This is a genomic window from Streptomyces sp. DT224 (assembly GCF_049844595.1).
Lineage (GTDB): Bacteria > Actinomycetota > Actinomycetes > Streptomycetales > Streptomycetaceae > Streptomyces.
Genome location: NZ_JBNCLI010000009.1, coordinates 233102 through 249301, shown reverse-complemented (window position 1 = coordinate 249301; position 16200 = coordinate 233102). Strand labels below are relative to the sequence as shown.

The window sequence follows — 16200 nt, the reverse complement described above, 5'->3', positions numbered from 1 at the left end:
GGCTCGTATACCGCTACGTCCGCTTGAAGTACTCGATCTCGCCCAGGGCGATCGGGTGTCCCCCGCCCTGGCCCGCGGCCTCGCGGACCGTGAAGCGGACCGATACGACGTCGCTGATGCCCATGCGCAGGGTCTGCTCGCCCGGCTTGTCGGCCAGGGTCATCGTCTTCTCGTGCTGCTTCCCGTCCTTCGTCGTGATGAGGAGGTCCGCCCGGGTCGGCCTGGCGCCCTTCTGGAAGACCTCCGCCTTCGTCGAGACGCCCGTGTGGACCGTGACGCCGACCAGCCGGAACGGGTCCTCGAACTCCGCCGTCAGCGCGTCGCCCGTCTTCGGCGCGCCCCAGTACGTGTTCGTGACACCGTCCACCGCCGCCTTCGCCGGGTGTCCGGGGGCGGCCTCGTTCGCGGTGACCTTGAGCGGGCTCACCTCGCCCGTACCGCCGAGCTTGTCCCGTACGTCCTCCACGACGTAACGGCCCGCCGGGATCAGCAGGAAGCCCGCGACCAGGAGCCCCGCGATCACCAGGGCGATGAGGCTGCCGCGCAGCAGCCTCCCCGAGCCCGCCCGCACCCGGCGGTTGAACGGCCACCGGGTCCGCCACCAGGGCAGCGGTGCCGCCTGGGCACGGGGCTTCAGGGGCTCGGCGCAGTTCCGGCAGAACGTGCGGCCCGGGCGGTTGTTCGTGCCGCAGGAGGGGCACGGCTCGCCGTCCGGTTCGTCGTCCGCCGCCGCCGTCCTGACGGTGGGGCGGGCGGCGATCGGTACGCCGGGCAGGACCGCGCCGATGGGCTCCTCGGCCGGACCCGGCACCGGCTCCGGCGGCTTCGGCCGCGCGGGCTGTACGGGGGCGGGCGCGGGGGGCCGCGGGGCGGCCGGGGGCGGGGCGGGGGCCGTCCGGGGCTCCAAGGCCGGGACCGGCTCGGGCGTGGGGGGCGCGGCGGGCGCGGCGGGGCGCGGGGCCGGGTCCGGCGTAGCGGCCGGCTCCGGCTCCGGGGACCGCCTCCACGCCGAGCGCCGCGTCGCACGCGGCTCCGGGACGGGGGCCGGGTCCGGGTCGCGCGCGGGGGGCGCGGCGGGGCTCGGGGGCGTGCGTCGCTCCGGCTCGGGGGCCGGGTCCGGCGCGGGCGCGGCGGGGCCCGGGGCCGTACGCCGCTCCGGTTCCGGTGCCGGTGGCGCGACCGGGTCCGGGTCCGGCGCCGGGGGTGCGTCCGGCTCCGCCGGGTCCGGGTGCGGCCCCCCGGGCCGTACCCGCGTCGACCAGCCCAGATACGTACCGCAGCTTCCGCAGAAGTCCTCGTCGTCCGCGTTCGCGGCGCCGCAGGTCGGGCATGGGCGGGTCATGCGGGGCTCCCTGTGATCTCGACCCGGCAGGTCAGGTGCGCCGGGCAGGAGGCGCGGACCACCGCCAGGACGCGGGCCTCGTCCAGGGGGCGGTCCGACCGGATCCGGACCAGCAGTTCGCCCGTCGGGGCGGGCGGCAGCGCGGAGTCCGGCTCGGACGACCACGAGACGCCGCCGCCGTCCTGGATGTCCGCCTCCACGCCGAAGCAGAGGCGCAGGTGGTCCGCCAGGCCCCGGCGGGTGCCCCGGCGGCGGTGGATCTCCACGGCGCGGGCGACGGCGGCGCGGCGGCGGTCCTCCGGCCAGGACGGGTCGATGCCCGCGCCGACCCAGGAGGAGAGCCAGGGCAGGAAGTCGTCCGGGGTCAGGGCCGGGTCGAAGTAGGCCGGGAGGTTGTCGAGCGTGGACAGGACCGGGGCGAGGACGGTGTCCAGGCCCGCCGTGAAGCGCTGGGCGAGGTCGTCGTCCGCGTAGAGGGCGGGCAGCAGCGCGCCGATCGGGTAGCGGCTGGGGAGGCCGGGGACGGCGGCCCGGGTCATCGGCGCTCACCGGGCCCGGCGGCGGTGACCGCGATCTGGTGCTGGTGGGAGAAGACCAGGGCGTTCGGGGCGATGTCGATGCGGTCCACCGCCCCGCCGCGCCTCCCGGTGAGCGGGTCGGCGGGGAACAGGCGGACCTCGTCGACCAGGCGGACGCCGGGCACGGCCTGGAGGGCGGCGAACACCTCCCCGTACTGCACGGGCCTGCCGAACGGCCAGCCGGTGCCGTCCGCGCCGCCCCTCAGCGGGTCGATGAGGCGGAAGAGCGCGTCGAGCGCGGCGGCCCGGACGCGGTCCGTTTCGCCCTCGTCCGCGACCAGGCCCGCGACGACGGTGACGCCCTGGTAGGCGGGGGGTTCGACCACCAGGCGGGTGCCGACGAGCCGCCGTTCGTCCAGGCGTCCGGCCACCGCCGCGAGCACGGAGTCCGGCGGGACCAGCTGCTCGAAGCGGAGCCGGCCGCCCTCGTCCGGGACCGCGTCGGGCACGACCAGGACGCGGACCGCGCCGCCCTCGCCCGGGGCGGCGGGCAGGCAGCGGACCCGGCGCAGCGAGGGCGCGGCCTCGCGGGCGATCGCCTCGTGGTCCTCGGCGGTGACGGCCCGCTCCTGGACGCGGAGGATCTGCGGCGCGCGCAGCTTCGCGTTCTCGACGGTCTCGCCGTCCACGCCGCCGCGCGCCGCCTCGCGGTTGTCGACCCCGGCGACGTACGGGACGGAGCTGCGCAGGACGCGGATCGCGCCGCGCGCCACGTTCCCGGCGGCGCCGCCGCCCGTGCGGTAGCGGGCGAGGCGGATGTGGGCGCCCTTCGGGGGCACCGCCCCGTACGCCCGCATGGTGCCGTCCGCCTCGCGCACCTCGGGCGGGAAGGCGAACCGGCCCGCGACGGCGTCGATCACCACGTGCCGGTCGCCCGGCCCGGAGGCGCCGAAGTGGTCGACCGGGGTCCAGGTCTGCCAGCCGTCGGCCGACGACACCTCCACGAGCGGCGGTTCCCCGTCGAGCAGGACGGGCGTCCGGGGCGCGGCGAACGTCTGGCCGGCCACGCCCTCGGAGGTCCCGAGCGGCACGTCGTGCACGGTCTCCGCGTGCTCGACGCCGGCCGTGCCGCCGACGGTGAAGACCTCGGCCTCGCGGATCGTCGGGGACTCGGAGTAGAAGGGCTGGCCGGGGGAGGCCTCGGTGACCCGGCAGCGCAGCCAGCCCGCGCGGATGCCCGCGGTGACGGACTCGGTGTGCCCGGCGGGCACGAACACCGTGATCTCGCCGGGCTTGTTGAGCCCGCCGGTGGAGTCGACGCCGGTCGCGCACGGCACCCAGCGGGCGCCGTCCCACGCCTCCCAGGCCAGCGGCGGCTGCCGGGGGTCGACGCCGACGCCCTCGACCCGGCTGTCCAGGCGTACGGCGACGATGCAGCGGGGCACGGCGGTGGGCAGTCCGAACAGGAGGGCGTCGCCGGGCTGGGGCCGGGCCTGGAAGCAGGGGATGTCCCGGCCCTCGGCGAGCGGCGCGGTGCGGTCGGTCTGCTCGCCGGACGCCGGGACCGTGACCAGGCGGACGAGGGAGCTCGGCACGATCGCCAGGTCCTCGCCGGTCGAGAAGACGACCGCCTCCTCCGTCTCTCCGCGCGCGGTCGCCACCTCCGTGCCGGCCGGCAGGCGCACGGTGTCCGGCTGGGGTGCGGACAGCCAGAAGTCGACGTCGGCGCGGGCGGCCGTCGGCGGGAACAGCCGCACGCCGAGCAGGTCCAGGAAGGCGAAGTAGTTGCGGTCCGGCACCCGGTTCAGCCGGTACAGGAGCTGGTCGACCATGTAGGCGAACGTCTCGATCAGCGTGACCCCGGGGTCCGACACGTTGTGGTCGGTCCACTCGGGCGAGCGCTGCTGGACGTACCGCTTGGCCTCGTCCACGAGCTGCTGGAAGCGGCGGTCGTCCAGATTGGGCGGGGTCAGGGACATCAGCGGGCTCCCGCCTCGGGGATCGTATAGAAGGGGAAGACGAGGTTGCGCAGGTCGTTGGTGGACCGGACGGTGTAGTGCACGTCGATGTAGAGCGTGCCTTCCTCGACGGTGTCGTACGCGACGACCACGTCCCGGACCTCGATGCGCGGCTCCCAGCGCTCCAGGGACGTGCGCACCTCATGGGCGATCCGCCCGGCGGTCGCGCCGTCGCCGGGGGCGAAGACGTACTCGTGGATGCCGCAGCCGAATTCGGGGCGCATGGGGCGTTCGCCGGGCGCGGTGCCGAGGATCAGGCCGATCGACTCCTCGATCTCCTGCTCGCGCTCGACCATGCCGATGCCGCCCGTGGCGCCGACGCGCAGCGGGAAGCCCCAGCCGCGCCCGATGAACCCGTGCTCGCTCATATCGGGCCGCCGATCAGGACGTTGGGCGCGCCCATGACGATCTTCGCACCGCAGGTCGTGGTGTCGCCCATGCGGGCGGCGGGCAGCCCGCCGATCAGGACCGCGCCGCCGACGGCCGCCGCCGGGTTCGGCATGACGACGTTCCCCGGGCCGAGCAGGGCGTGCGGGGGCACGACGCACACGTGCAGGCTTCCGGTGACGGCGGCCGGCTTGCCTCCGATCAGCACGGTGGCGACGGCCACCGCGCCCGGGGGCGGGGTGCCGATGACGCCACCGTGGACGGTGGGGTCGCCCGTACGGGCTGCCTGGGGCATGGCTGTTGGTCTCCTCGGTGGGGCGGGGCGTCAGTTGATGCGGACGAGTGCGGCCTTCAGGACGGCGAGCAGGCCGCCGTCGACGGTGACGCCGGTCTTGCCGCTGACGGTCACCTGCTTGCCCTTCAGATGGATGTCCCCGACGCCCGCGTCGAGCGTGATCCCGGTGCGGCCGAGCGACAGAGAGCTGAGGACCCGGGAGGTGCCCCGGGCGTACACCTTCAGCGCGATCTCGCCGCGCCGCTCGTCGAGCACGATTTCCAGCTGCTCGTCACCGGTGGCGAGCCGGACGCCGGACGGTCCGCGCGGGGTGTCGAGCAGTTCGATCCGGTTGCCCGAACGGGACACCAGGGAGCGGCGGTTGACCTTGCCGCTGGTCGGGTCCACGAGCGGGACGTCGTGCGGGGACGGTTTGTCGACGCCGTTGTAGAGGCCGCCGAGCACGTACGGGCTGTCGATCAGGCCCTGTTCGAAGCCGACCAGCACCTCGTCGTTGACCTCGGGGCTGAAGACCCCGCCGCCGCCCTGCCCGCCCCACTGCACCGTACGGACCCAGTCCGTGACGTACGTGTCGTCCAGCCAGGGGAACTTCAGCCGCACCGAGCCGCGTTCCTTGCCCCGGCCCTCGCGGATGTCGGTGACGACGCCGATCGCGAGGCCCGGCATGCGGGGGCCCGGCACGGGCGCGCCCTGGCCGCCGGTGAGGCCGGCCAGCGAGCGGTCCGGATCGGTGCTGACCAGCACGGTCGTCCGGTAGCCGTCGTGCGGGTCCAGGGTGTGGTGGGCGGCGGTCGCGGTGTAGCGCCCGGCGAACGCGGGGCCGACGTTGCCGAGGGCGACCGGCTCGCCCGCCCGCAGCTTCGGGTTGCCCTCGGCGACCGCCTCGATCTCGCCGAAGCCGGAGGCGACCCGTCCGGCCACGGCACCGGCGACCGCGCGGGCCTCGGCCTGGGTCCGGTACGGGGTGTCGGCGACGGTCATCCGGGCGTTCTTCCCGAACAGGGCGGCGGCCGAGGACGGGTTGGCGCCCGGCGTCACGGTGTCGGAGCGGACGGACTGCTCCCGGGCGACCAGCCGGACCTTGTTCTCCACGTCCCAGCCGCGCACCTCCACGCTGTCCGCGCCGTCCGCCCCGGTCAGCACGGCCCGGAGCGCCAGCAGGTTGCGGCCGTACTCCAGGACCATGGGGTGCTTGGCGGCGGAGGTGGACGGGGCGGGCGCCGAGGCGGCGGGCTTCGGCTTCACGAACTGGAGCACGCCCTTCTCGTCCACCAGGACGTGCGCCCCGCACTCCCCCGCGAGGTACTGGAGGAAGTCCCAGTCCGAGACGTTCGGCTGGGTCAGCTGCTTGTACATCACCGGGGCCGCCTCGACCTTCCCGCACGGCAGCCCGGCCCCGGCGGCGACCTTGCGGACGATGTCGGCGGCCTTCATGTTCCGGTACGCGACCACCTTGCGGCCGCGCTTCAGCCGGTGCGCCTTGGAGAACGCGCGGACGACGGTGAACGAGCCCGTGGTGTCGCTGTCCAGTTCCAGCGCGGTCACCTCGCCCGTGAACAGCCGCTCGCGCGCCCGTTCCTGGACGGTGACCACGGAGATCTTCAGCTCGGTGCCGATCGTGATCCCGGTGGCGGTGAGCAGCGTGTGGTACGGGTCGCGGTACGTCAGCACGGCGCCGGCCGGCAGGCCGATGTTCTCGTCCACGGCGCAGCTCACCAGCTGGGCGGCCCACGCCTGGGGCAGCTCGGCGGGCGCCTCCACGATGGGGTCGGCGGCGAAGGAGCGGGCGGGACCGGTCATCGGGCCGCCTCCGGTACGCCTTCCTCGGCCGCGCTGTCCTCCAGCGCGGGCACCAGGAGTTCGCTGCCCGGGGGCAGGTGCATGGGGTCGTCGATGCCGTTCGCCTCCGCGATCGTGCGCCAGGCGGTGGCGTCGCCGTACTCCCGCCAGGCGAGCAGCGGCAGGCTGTCCCCGGCGACGACCGTGTGCGTGCGCCGCGCCTCCCGCGAGCCGGACGTCGGGTTCTGCCCGGCCGGGTCGACGCTCGCCTCCTCGATGGACAGCGAGCAGGTGGCGCGCAGCGGCTTCCCGTCCACGTCGAACAGCGTGTACGACACGGAAAGGCTCGACAGCACCCCGTCGAACGACGTCGTCCGCGAGGTCCCCCAGTCGAACCGCACCCACGGGCTCGACGGCTTCTTCCGGCCCAGGCTGCTCGGCGTCGGCACGCAGGCCGTCATCAGCTGCTCGACCGCGTTCTCCACGGAGTTGTCGTGCGTGGCGGTGGCGTCCAGGAACACGTCGAGCGACAGCGAGCGGGGTCCGCTGCCCACGAACTCGGGCAGCGCGGACTCGCCCGCCGTGCGGGACGGGGTGCGGCGCCACTCGGTGGACTTGCGCAGCGAGAGCGTCGCCGGGTTGAACTGGAGCGTCAGCTGGGCGAGGGTCCCGCCCGGCTTGGCGCCGACGTCCGACGGCGGCTCCATGATGGTCAGCTGTGCGCGGGTACGGCTCGTGCGGGCTGCGGCTGGCACGGGGTCCCTCCTTCCACGACGTGTTCCCGACCGTTCATCAGGAGGTCACCAGCCCCTCGTGCGCGATCTCCAGCGTCTCGACCGCCGCCTGGGAACTGGCCGGGTCGAAGGAGGGCCCCTGCCAGCGGACCGGCACGATCCCCTGGATCTGCCAGCTGACGATCCGGCTGAGGTCGGGACGCAGGGCGACGATCTCGCCGTCCTTGCGTTCGACGCGCTGCGTCGTCTCGTTCAGCCAGCGCGCGATCTTGAGCGTGTCGGCGGTGACGGGGCGGGTCAGCGTGATGTTGGTCCAGGTGATCCGCCCGGGCAGCTGCCAGGTGTACCCGTTGTTGCCGCCCTCGGCGTACTGCTCGATCTCCACCTCGGCGCCCAGGCCGGAGCAGGTGTGGAACGCGCCGAGGTCGCTCCCGCCGATGGTGAGCTTGAAGAACACGCTCGTCGCGAAGATGTTGTCCGTCATCCGTTGCTTTCCTTCTCCAGCGCTTCCCTGTCAGCGGCGGCCGTCGTACGGACGTCCGGAACGTTCCCGGCCGCGCCGCAGATCGGCCCTGAGGAGCCGGGCGACGGGGTCGATCAGGCGCCGGGCGAGGTCTTCGACGTCCACGTCCGGGGCGGGCTCGGCGGGGCGTGCGGGCGCGGGGCCCTGGGCGGGCTGCCGCTGGACGACGGTCACCGGCACGCCGGCGAGTCCGGCTCGGGCCACGGCACGCTGGACCGCCTGCGCGTTGGCCTGCGTGGTCGCCTGCGCGTTCACCTGCGCGGGCGGTGACTGGCCGGTCCGGGGAGCGGACGGCCGTACGGCCAGGGGCTGCGGTACGCCGGCGGGGGCGCCGCCCGCCTCCGGCCCGGGCCCCGGAGCGGGGGCGCCGGTCTCCGCCACCACCGGCATCGCGAGGCGCTGCACCGGGGCGGCGGGGGCGGCGAAGACGCCGGGGGGCGTCCTTCCGGGGAGCGGGGGTCCCTGGTCGGCGGGCGGGACCGTGCGGGCCGGGAGCGGCGCGTGCGGGCGCGGCGGGGCGACGGGGTCGGCGGCGACCCGCTGGACGACGGGCCGTGCCTCCGCCTCCCGGCGCGGGGTGTCGCGGCGCCAGGTGGCCGGCACGACGGGCCGGGTCGGTGCGGCGGACTCACGGGCGGTGAAGCCCTCGGCGGCGCCCGTATGCACGGTGAGGGTGCGCCCCGCGAGGAGCGCGCGGGCGCGCTGGACGGGGGCGGGCCGGGGCGTGTGGCGGGAGGGGACGCGCTGGATGCGGACGGGTGCGGTGGCGTCGGGGGTGCGGTGTGCGGGGGGCGCGGGGGGCGCGGTGCTCAGGGGCATCGCGGGGGGCGTGACGGGGCCCGGCTGCGGGGCGGCCGGCTGCGCCCGGCGCGGGCCGTCGCTCCCGGTCCCGGCGGTCGGCGGGAGGACGGAGAGCGGTGCGCCGAGACCGCCCCGGGTGCGGGCCTGGGAGCCGGGGCCGGTGGACGGAGTGCCGGGGGCCGGGGGCGCGGTGGTGGCGCTGTCGGGGGTCTGCCGCTGGACGACGGGCAGCGCGGGGCCGCCCGCGTCACGGGTGGGCGGGGCGAAGGGGGCGGCGCCCGCCGGGAGTTCACGCAGAGGCTTGCCCAGGGTGGGGCGCGTGCCGCGCCCGGGGGCCGCGGAGGCGGGAGCCTCCGCTTGCCGCTGGACCACGGGAAGACCGGGCCCGGCCGGGGCGGCGGGCGCGGAGGGCTCCGGGACGGCGGACGCGTCTGCCTGGCGCTGGACCGTGGGCGGCTGCCCGTCCCGGGACGGGCGCACGGAGGGACCGGGGGCCGGACCGGTGGACGCGTCCACTTGGCGCTGCAGCACGGGCAGGGCGGGCCCGCCCGGGGCACCCGCCTCTCCGGCGGGAGCGGCCACGGACGGCTGCCCACCCAACGTCGGGCGCACGGACGGACCGGCGGACGCGGACGCGTCCGATTGCCGCTGCACCACCGGCAGCGCGGGCCCGCCCGACGCACCCGCATCTCCAGCGGGAGCGGTGACGGACGGCTGCCCACCCAACGTCGGGCGCACGGACGGACCGGCCGCCGCACCGCCGGACGCGTCCACCTCGCGCTGCACCACCGGCAGGGCGGGCCCGCCCGGGGCACCCGCCTCTCCGGCTGACGCCGCCACGGACGGCTGCCCACCCAACGTCGGGCGCACGGACGGACCGGCCGCCGCTCCCCCGGACGCGTCCGCCTCGCGCCGCACCACCGGCAGGGCCGGCCCGGGGTGCTCCGGGGTGACGGGCGCATCCGTCCGGCGCTGGACCACCGGCAGGGCGTGGCTGCCCGGTTCCGCCACGGGCGGCTGCCCGTCGAGGGTCGGGCGTACGGAGGGACCGGCCGCCGCACCTGCGGACGCGGGCGCGTCGGATTGCCGCTGCACCACGGGCAGCGCGGGCCCGGGCGGCTTCGGACCGGCGTCGGCGGGTGCACCCGGGGGAACGGCCACGGAGGGCAGTTCGCCCAGGGGCTCGCCCAGAGGCGGACGGACCGCAGGTCCGGCGGGCGCGTCCGCCTGCCGCTGCACCACCGGCAGGGCGGGCCCGCCCGGGGCGGCCGGCGCGAGGCGCTCCGGGGTGGCGGGCGCGTCCGTCCGGCGCTGCACCACCGGCACCTCCGGTGCGGACGGAGCCGGCCGGGCTGCCCCGGAGGGCCGTTCGCCCGAGGGCTCGCCCGGCTGAGGGCGTACCGAAGTGACGGCGGACGCGTCCGCCTGGCGCTGGACCACCGGCAGCTCCGACCCGCCGGCGGAAGGCGGCCCACCGGCGGAAGGCGGCTCGTCCGCCCGCCGCGCCGCCGGCCCCGCTCCGGGCTGCAGCGCGCCCAAGGGGGCGCCGAGCCCACGGCGTACCGGAGGCGTCCCCGCGTGCGGTGCGGGCACCGCCGTGGAGGGGACGGCGGACAGGGTGCGCGGAGTCGTCGCCGGGCGGCGCGCGACGGTCAGCGGGGGCGCGGTGCGGCGGGCGCGTACGGGGGCGGGAGTCGCCCGCGGGGGCGCGGGCGTCGCACCGGCCCCGGGCGGGCGGGACGCCGATCCGGCCACGGCCGGGACCACGCGCCTGGGCGCGGGCGCGCTCCGGCCCGCCGGGGCGGCCTCCCCCTCACCCGGTGCCGGAGGCGCCGGCGGTGCCGAGGGCGCGTCCACCGCGCGCAGCACCAGCGGCGTCCCCGAGGGGCCGCTACGGGGCGTGCCCGGCGTCCGGGTCACCCCGTGGATCCGCCCCACCGGGGCGGACGGGAGCACGGCGTGGCCCAGGTCGCCGTCGCTGTAGGCGACGTTCTGCCAGGAGGCGAGGCGGGACCGGAAGCGCAGGCCGTCGCTGACGCCGATCGAGGACCGGGCGACGGTCACCGTCGGCGGCGCGACGCGGCGCCAGCCGCCGTCCCAGTCCGCGCCGGGACGCGGAGAGGCGGGGCCCGGCGCCTGGGCGTCCCCGGCACCGGGCACCGGAGCCCGGTCCGCCTCGGGGACGCCCGCCACCGGACGCTTCCGGAACCAGCCCCTCAACTCCACGCCTTCACCCGCTCTCGTTCACGCGGGTGTTGATCCGCGCAATCTCCCTCACCCATTCCTGCCGCTCACCGTGGGTGAGGTCGAGGATCTCCTCGCGCTGCCAGTGGAAGTGGTAGGCGATGTACGCGATCTCCTCCCGCAGCCGGGAAGGCGCGTACGTCACGATTCCCCCAGGCGCTCACCCGACAGGTCCACCTCGAACGAGCCCTGGCACAGCGGGCAGGTGACCGCCGCGTGGGTGTGGCCCTCGCTGTTGATGCGGCGGTAGAAGTCCTGGAGGAACGCCACGTCGGTCGCGTACATCCGCTCGACCACCCCCGCGTGCACGTCGGTGATCGTGCCGAGGCGGGTGATGACCTGGCTCAGGAGCACCACGCTCAGATAAGCGGGGTTCTCCTTGACCCGGAGGTCGATCTGCGGACGCAGCTCGTCGCGGGCGGTGGCGAGCCGCATGGTCCCGGTCCGGTGGGTCCGGCCCTCGTCGTCCACGTAACCGCGCGGCAGCTCGAAGTCGAACTCGTCGGGCCGACGGGCGGCCGGGGGCGGCGCGGGGGCGGGGGCCGGGGCCTCGGGCTGCGCCGGCGCGGCGGCGGCGAGGCTGTCCAGGACCTCCTCCAGACCGCCGCCGGAAACGGTCCTGCGCCTCATTCGACCACGATCTCCTCAAAGGTGATGGTGACCGTCTCGGTCGCCGCGCTGGACTCGCCGGCCTTCAGCGAGGGGCCCTCCCAGCGGCTGGCCCAGCCCTGCATCAGCTGGATGCGGCGGACGGTGTCGCCCTTGGAGTCCTTGATCTCGATGGTGAGGTTCTGCCGCGCGGTGTCGACGGCGCCGTTGTTCAGCGTCTCCTTGATCCACTTGGTGAACTCGCTGCTCTTGTCGAGTCCCCGGGTGATCGTCACCTCGCCGGCCTGCCGCGCGCCGGGCTGCTTGCGGATGATCTGCTTGCCGGTGGAGGTCACCTGCCGGACCTCCACCACCTCTTCCTCGACGGTCAGGCCGCTGATCTCCTGGATGGACTCCACGAGATAGCCGCCGAGCTGCACGCCGAAGACGTGGGTGGAAAGAGCGTCGCCCTCTGCCATGACTGTGTGTCACCTGTTCCGTTCGCTGCCGCTGTCTGTCGCCTGCTGGGTCACCGCGTAAGGGGGACGGCCGTCACTCGTCCACGAGGCTGGTGCTGTCCGAGAACTGCGAGAGCCGGAAGACGACGAACTCCGCCGGCTTCACCGGCGCGACGCCGATCTCGCAGACGACCTGGCCGAGGTCGATGGACTCCTGCGGGTTGTTGTCCCGGTCGCACTTGACGTAGAACGCCTCCTCTGCCGTACGGCCGAAGAGCGCTCCCCGGCGCCACTCCTCGGAGAGGAACGCGGTGACGTTGCGCCGGATGCTCGACCAGAGGCGGTCGTCGTTCGGCTCGAAGACGACCCACTGGGTGCCCAGGAGGATCGACTCCTCCAGGTAGTTGAAGAGCCGGCGGACGTTGAGGTAGCGCCAGGCCGGGTCGGAGGAGAGGGTGCGGGCGCCCCAGATCCGGATGCCCCGGCCGGGGAACGCGCGCACGCAGTTGACGCCGATCGGGTTCAGCAGGTCCTGCTCGCCCCGGCTCAGGCGGAGTTCGAGGTCGAGCGCGCCCCGGATGACCTCGTTGGCCGGGGCCTTGTGCACGCCGCGTTCGCCGTCGCTGCGGGCCCAGACGCCGGCGACGTGGCCGCTCGGCGGCATGAGGGTCTGGCGGCCGGTGGCCGGGTCGAGGACCTTGAGCCAGGGGTAGTACACGGTCGCGTAGCGCGAGTCGTAGCCGGCGTCGTCGTTGCGCCAGGTGCGGACGCGCTGGGCGTTCATGCCGGGCGGGGTGTCCAGGACGGCGACCCGGTCGCCCATCTGCTCGCAGTGCGCGATGAGGGCGAGCTGGACGGCCCGGACTCCCTCGTCGTCGATGTCGCCGCGCTGGTGGGCGCTCATCAGGTCGGGGACGGCGACCATGGTGATCTCGTCGATCGCCTCGAGGGCCGCGATGCCGGTACGCGCGGACGCGTCGCCCACGTACTCGGTGGGGCCGGTCCGGCCGGTGGTGCTCGTCTCCGGGGCGGCGGGGGCGAGGGTGAGGCTCTGCTTCTCGGGGCGGGTCTGCGCCGCTCCGGGCTGCTCGGTGACCTCGATGAGCTTGGACTGGCGGGCCTGGGTGACGAGGTAGCCCTTGACGTTCTTGCGTACGGAGGTGTCGAAGGTCTCCACCACCTTGCCGCCCTGACGGACCAGCAGGCGGAAGCGGTCCTCCGGCGGGTTCTCGCCCTCGGCGTCGGCGACCTCGATGGAGATCCCGTCGCCCGCGCCCTGCCGGGCCGAGACCAGGAAGCCTCCGACGGCCACGGAGGGGGCCGTCGCGGGCGCGCCGTCCTGCGGCGCGTCCTCGGCGGGGCCGCCGATCCGGACGATGTAGGCGGCGCCGCCGCCGTTGCTGAAGAACCCGTGGACGGCGAGCGTCAGATACGTGTCCGGGGTGAAGGTGCCGAACGTCGAAACGTACTGGTCCCAGCTGGTCACCAGCGTCGGCCGGTGGAAGGGGCCGGTCTCCGCGAAGCCGACGAAGGCGGCGACCGCGGTGCCGACACCCTCGATGGGCCGTGCTCCGGACTGCACCTCCTCCACGTAAACACCTGGGGTGAGGTACGACGGCATGCTCGCTCCTTCGGCTGGTCAGTCGTTCGCACGCCCAGTCTTGCCAGGGCGTGCGCGGGGCAGTAGGTCTCAAAGTCCTGGCCGGGGGGCAGGGTCGCTGCCTTTCCGGGGCGGTGCGTCCGCACACGGGGCGCGAGGGATTGGATTCAGCCAGAAAATAGCGAGCCGTTCGGCGAGATCGGCTGGATTTCTCCGGTCGCCCCGGGGAACCGAATGAGTCCCGATCCGCTCCGTCGAGCGCACGGCCCAGTGGTCCAGTCCCTTCACCGCACACGAAAATGACCGGGAATCACCCGGGAAACGCCGGAATTGGCCCGCTGCCCGCACTCCGGGCATTTGCGCGTCCAGTCGTTACGGGTGTGTCCGGGTGTGTGAAGGGACACACCCGGATGAACACTCGGTGGCGCATCCCCGCAGGTGGGAAACCCGTCTGTTCACGTAGCCGGAACAGAAGGCCTGGAATCCGGCGCTATCGTTCGTCTCGCGAAACATCGCTCAGCACGCCGCTGACATTGAGCACTTGGTGACATCCGGAAGCCTGCTTACCGGTGGCCGGAGTCCCAGGCTTGGCGCAGGTCACGGAAACGGTGACCGCCGCCTTCTCCGGTATCTGAATGGGGGTGACCCAGTGGTAGTCCTGGTTCCTGAACGTCTCCAAGGCAATGGTGGTGATCTTCCGCTGCCCGAAGGAGATGGTCAGCAGCCCCTCGTCGCCCTGGAAATTGGCCACGACGATGTCCGTGACACCGAAGGTCTTCCCTTCCGGGACCACATAGGTACCGGTCTTCCGGCCGCCGGCACCCGTCTGCACGTCGATGGTCTGGGAGCTCTGCTGGCCGCCGGCCGAGCCGGTGCCGCCCGTGGAACCGGTGGAGCCGGCCGAGCCGGAGCCGCCCGTGGCACCGCCGGACCCTTCGGCGCCTCCCGCGCCCTGCCCCTTGCCCTGGGGCTCCTGCTGTCCGCCCCCGGAGGCCGAACCGCCCTGTGCGGGCTGCCGGTTCTCCTCCTGCGCGGCCTTGGCGCCCGCCTCCTTGGCGGTGCTGCGGACGGCCGGGCGCACCAGCGCGAACCAGGCGAGCAGCAGCGCGAGCACCGCGGCGAGCAGGATCAGCAACCACTTCGGGAACAGCGGGAGTTGGGCGAACTCGCCGGGCAGCGGCTCCGGCCGCCCCTCCCGGGGGCCCTCGGCCCCGGCGTCCTCCGGCTCTCCGGCCACGACCTCGAACGGCCAGGCGGCCGGCGCGCCGAACCAGATCAGCTTCCGGGCCCGGACCTTGAGGCCCGCCTCGGCGGACTCGCCGGGCTCCAGCTTCCTGCGCTCCGGCGTGAACGCGAGGCGCAGCTCCTCGCCGGGCTGCCGGGCGCCCAGGGACACCTCCGTGGGAGCGTTCCCACGGTTCTGTACGACGGTACGGAAGCGGGCCCCCAGCCAGCCCCGGCGGCGCCCGGGTTCCAGGCGGGCGCGCAGCTCGTGGAACGGCTCGACCACCACCGTCATCTCGGGAACGGCCACCGACTCGGGGTGCTCGGCGGGCAGTACGCGTATGCCCAGGGGCTTCTCACCGGCCCGGACCTCGTGGGAGCGGGGCGGCGCGAACCGCACCGTGACGGTCTCGGAGGTGCCGGGGTAGAGGGAGACCCGGGCCGGCTCCACCGTGGTCCACGCCGCGCAGTCGCCGACCACGTCGAGGGTGTACGCCTCGACGATGTCCCCGTCGTTGCGCACGGTCAGCGTGGTCGTCGCTTCGGCGCCGGGCGACACCGTCACCGTGGGCATTGCGAGTTCGGCAGATGTGGTCACCCTGCGACGCTAGGCCGCGCCGTGCCCCCGGCAGCAGGGGCGCGAGGGCAATGTGCGGGCAGGGGCGGTGCCCCGGGGGCACATCCGCGCCGGACGCCGGCACCGCATCCCCGCGCCAGGTCCCCCTGCACCCCTTGGACGAACGCGTACCCGATCCCACGTACCGGAAACCGGCGGAAGCGGCCCAGAAGGACGAGACCATGACCACGATCACGACAGACATGACGACGACGGGGGCGGCGGGCCCGCGCGGCCTCGCGCCGCCCGAGCAGCCCGCCCCCGGCATACCCGCCCCGGCGTCCGGCCGGGTTTCGGTGGCGGTGTACGCGGAGGACCTGATCCTCCGGACCGGGGTGGTGCAACAGCTGCGCCGGCGCCCGGAGATCGAGCTGATCCCGGACGAGGAGGCGGACCGGGCCCAGGTGTCCCTGGTGGTGGTGGACGTGGTGAACGAGGCCGCCGTCCGGCTCCTGCACCGCCTCCAGCGCAACACCGCGACCCGGACCGGCCTGGTCGTCGGGTACTTCGAGGCGGGTGCCCTCCAGACCCTGATCGAGTACGGGGTGGCCGCCGTGCTGCGGCGCGGGGAGGCCGACCAGGACCGGCTGGTCCACCTCGTGACGGCCATCGCCAAGGGCGAGGGGGTCCTTCCCGGGGACCTCCTCGGCAAGCTCATCGACCACGTCAGCAGCCTGCACCGCTCGGTCCTGGACCCGAGGGGCCTCTCGCTGTCCACGCTCACGACACGCGAGGCGGAGATGATCCGGCTGGTGTCGGAGGGCTACGGAACGGCGGAGATCGCGCAGAAGACCTCGTACTCCGAACGCACCGTCAAGAACGTGCTGCACGAGGTCGCGACGCGGCTCAACCTGCGCAACCGGGCGCACGCGGTGGGGTACGCGATGCGGCACGGGCTCATCTGACGCCCCGTCCGGCACCGGGAGGGCAGCCGCCGTTGCCCCCTCGGTGCCCCCGCCCGCCCTCCGGCGAACGGGCCGGACTCCGCGAAGTCCGGCGCACCCCGGCGAGGACCCGGTCCGGAGCGGGCCGCCGGGACCGCTCCAGCCGCAAAGGGCACCCGCTCTTCCCCC

General features: G+C 74.9%; 15 protein-coding genes. 1 reads left to right on the top strand and 14 read right to left on the bottom strand.

What is annotated here, in order from left to right:
• Positions 1 to 13: 13 nt before the first annotated feature.
• From ACLQ2N_RS23735 to ACLQ2N_RS23670, 14 genes are all read right to left on the bottom strand, one after another.
• Positions 14 to 1342: an NADase-type glycan-binding domain-containing protein gene (locus ACLQ2N_RS23735; protein ID WP_425816150.1), complete on the bottom strand. Its 1329-nt coding sequence runs from the start codon at positions 1340 to 1342 to the stop codon at positions 14 to 16.
• Positions 1339 to 1881: a phage tail protein gene (locus tag ACLQ2N_RS23730; RefSeq protein ID WP_425816149.1), complete on the bottom strand. Its 543-nt coding sequence runs from the start codon at positions 1879 to 1881 to the stop codon at positions 1339 to 1341. The genes ACLQ2N_RS23735 and ACLQ2N_RS23730 overlap by 4 nt, the downstream gene beginning before the upstream one ends.
• Positions 1878 to 3839: a putative baseplate assembly protein gene (locus ACLQ2N_RS23725; RefSeq protein ID WP_425816148.1), complete on the bottom strand. Its 1962-nt coding sequence runs from the start codon at positions 3837 to 3839 to the stop codon at positions 1878 to 1880. The genes ACLQ2N_RS23730 and ACLQ2N_RS23725 overlap by 4 nt, the downstream gene beginning before the upstream one ends.
• Positions 3839 to 4246: a GPW/gp25 family protein gene (locus ACLQ2N_RS23720; RefSeq protein ID WP_383297800.1), complete on the bottom strand. Its 408-nt coding sequence runs from the start codon at positions 4244 to 4246 to the stop codon at positions 3839 to 3841. The genes ACLQ2N_RS23725 and ACLQ2N_RS23720 overlap by 1 nt, the downstream gene beginning before the upstream one ends.
• Positions 4243 to 4560: a PAAR domain-containing protein gene (locus ACLQ2N_RS23715; protein WP_164640835.1), complete on the bottom strand. Its 318-nt coding sequence runs from the start codon at positions 4558 to 4560 to the stop codon at positions 4243 to 4245. Before ACLQ2N_RS23715 ends, ACLQ2N_RS23720 begins: the two co-directional genes overlap by 4 nt.
• A 30-nt stretch (positions 4561 to 4590) precedes the next feature.
• Positions 4591 to 6360, bottom strand: coding sequence for a VgrG-related protein (locus tag ACLQ2N_RS23710; protein WP_425816147.1), 1770 nt, complete (start codon positions 6358 to 6360; stop codon positions 4591 to 4593).
• A complete protein-coding gene (locus tag ACLQ2N_RS23705; protein WP_425816283.1) occupies positions 6357 to 7046 on the bottom strand; it encodes a LysM peptidoglycan-binding domain-containing protein in 690 nt (229 codons plus the stop codon). Before ACLQ2N_RS23705 ends, ACLQ2N_RS23710 begins: the two co-directional genes overlap by 4 nt.
• Before the next feature lie 85 nt (positions 7047 to 7131).
• Positions 7132 to 7557 carry a phage tail protein gene (locus ACLQ2N_RS23700; protein ID WP_425816146.1) on the bottom strand — a complete coding sequence of 142 codons (426 nt, stop codon included), beginning with the start codon at positions 7555 to 7557 and terminating at the stop codon, positions 7132 to 7134.
• A 30-nt stretch (positions 7558 to 7587) separates the two neighbouring features.
• Positions 7588 to 10623 (bottom strand): hypothetical protein, encoded by a 3036-nt coding sequence (locus ACLQ2N_RS23695; protein WP_425816145.1) that lies wholly within the window; start codon positions 10621 to 10623, stop codon positions 7588 to 7590.
• A gap of 4 nt (positions 10624 to 10627) precedes the next feature.
• The gene (locus ACLQ2N_RS23690) at positions 10628 to 10786 is read right to left on the bottom strand and encodes a DUF6760 family protein (RefSeq protein ID WP_018101391.1); all 159 of its coding nucleotides are present in this window, start codon (positions 10784 to 10786) and stop codon (positions 10628 to 10630) included.
• Positions 10783 to 11271: a hypothetical protein gene (locus ACLQ2N_RS23685; RefSeq protein WP_425816144.1), complete on the bottom strand. Its 489-nt coding sequence runs from the start codon at positions 11269 to 11271 to the stop codon at positions 10783 to 10785. Before ACLQ2N_RS23685 ends, ACLQ2N_RS23690 begins: the two co-directional genes overlap by 4 nt.
• On the bottom strand, positions 11268 to 11708 hold the full coding sequence (locus ACLQ2N_RS23680; RefSeq protein ID WP_018101393.1) for a phage tail protein: 441 nt from the start codon (positions 11706 to 11708) through the stop codon (positions 11268 to 11270). Before ACLQ2N_RS23680 ends, ACLQ2N_RS23685 begins: the two co-directional genes overlap by 4 nt.
• Before the next feature lie 73 nt (positions 11709 to 11781).
• On the bottom strand, positions 11782 to 13308 hold the full coding sequence (locus ACLQ2N_RS23675) for a phage tail sheath family protein (RefSeq protein ID WP_425816143.1): 1527 nt from the start codon (positions 13306 to 13308) through the stop codon (positions 11782 to 11784).
• 469 nt (positions 13309 to 13777) lie between these two features.
• The gene (locus tag ACLQ2N_RS23670; RefSeq protein ID WP_425816282.1) at positions 13778 to 15085 is read right to left on the bottom strand and encodes a hydrolytic protein; all 1308 of its coding nucleotides are present in this window, start codon (positions 15083 to 15085) and stop codon (positions 13778 to 13780) included.
• Positions 15086 to 15309: 224 nt separating this feature from the next.
• Between ACLQ2N_RS23670 and ACLQ2N_RS23665 the strand changes: the two genes are divergently transcribed.
• Positions 15310 to 16032 (top strand): response regulator transcription factor, encoded by a 723-nt coding sequence (locus ACLQ2N_RS23665; RefSeq protein ID WP_425816142.1) that lies wholly within the window; start codon positions 15310 to 15312, stop codon positions 16030 to 16032.
• Positions 16033 to 16200 lie beyond the last annotated feature (168 nt).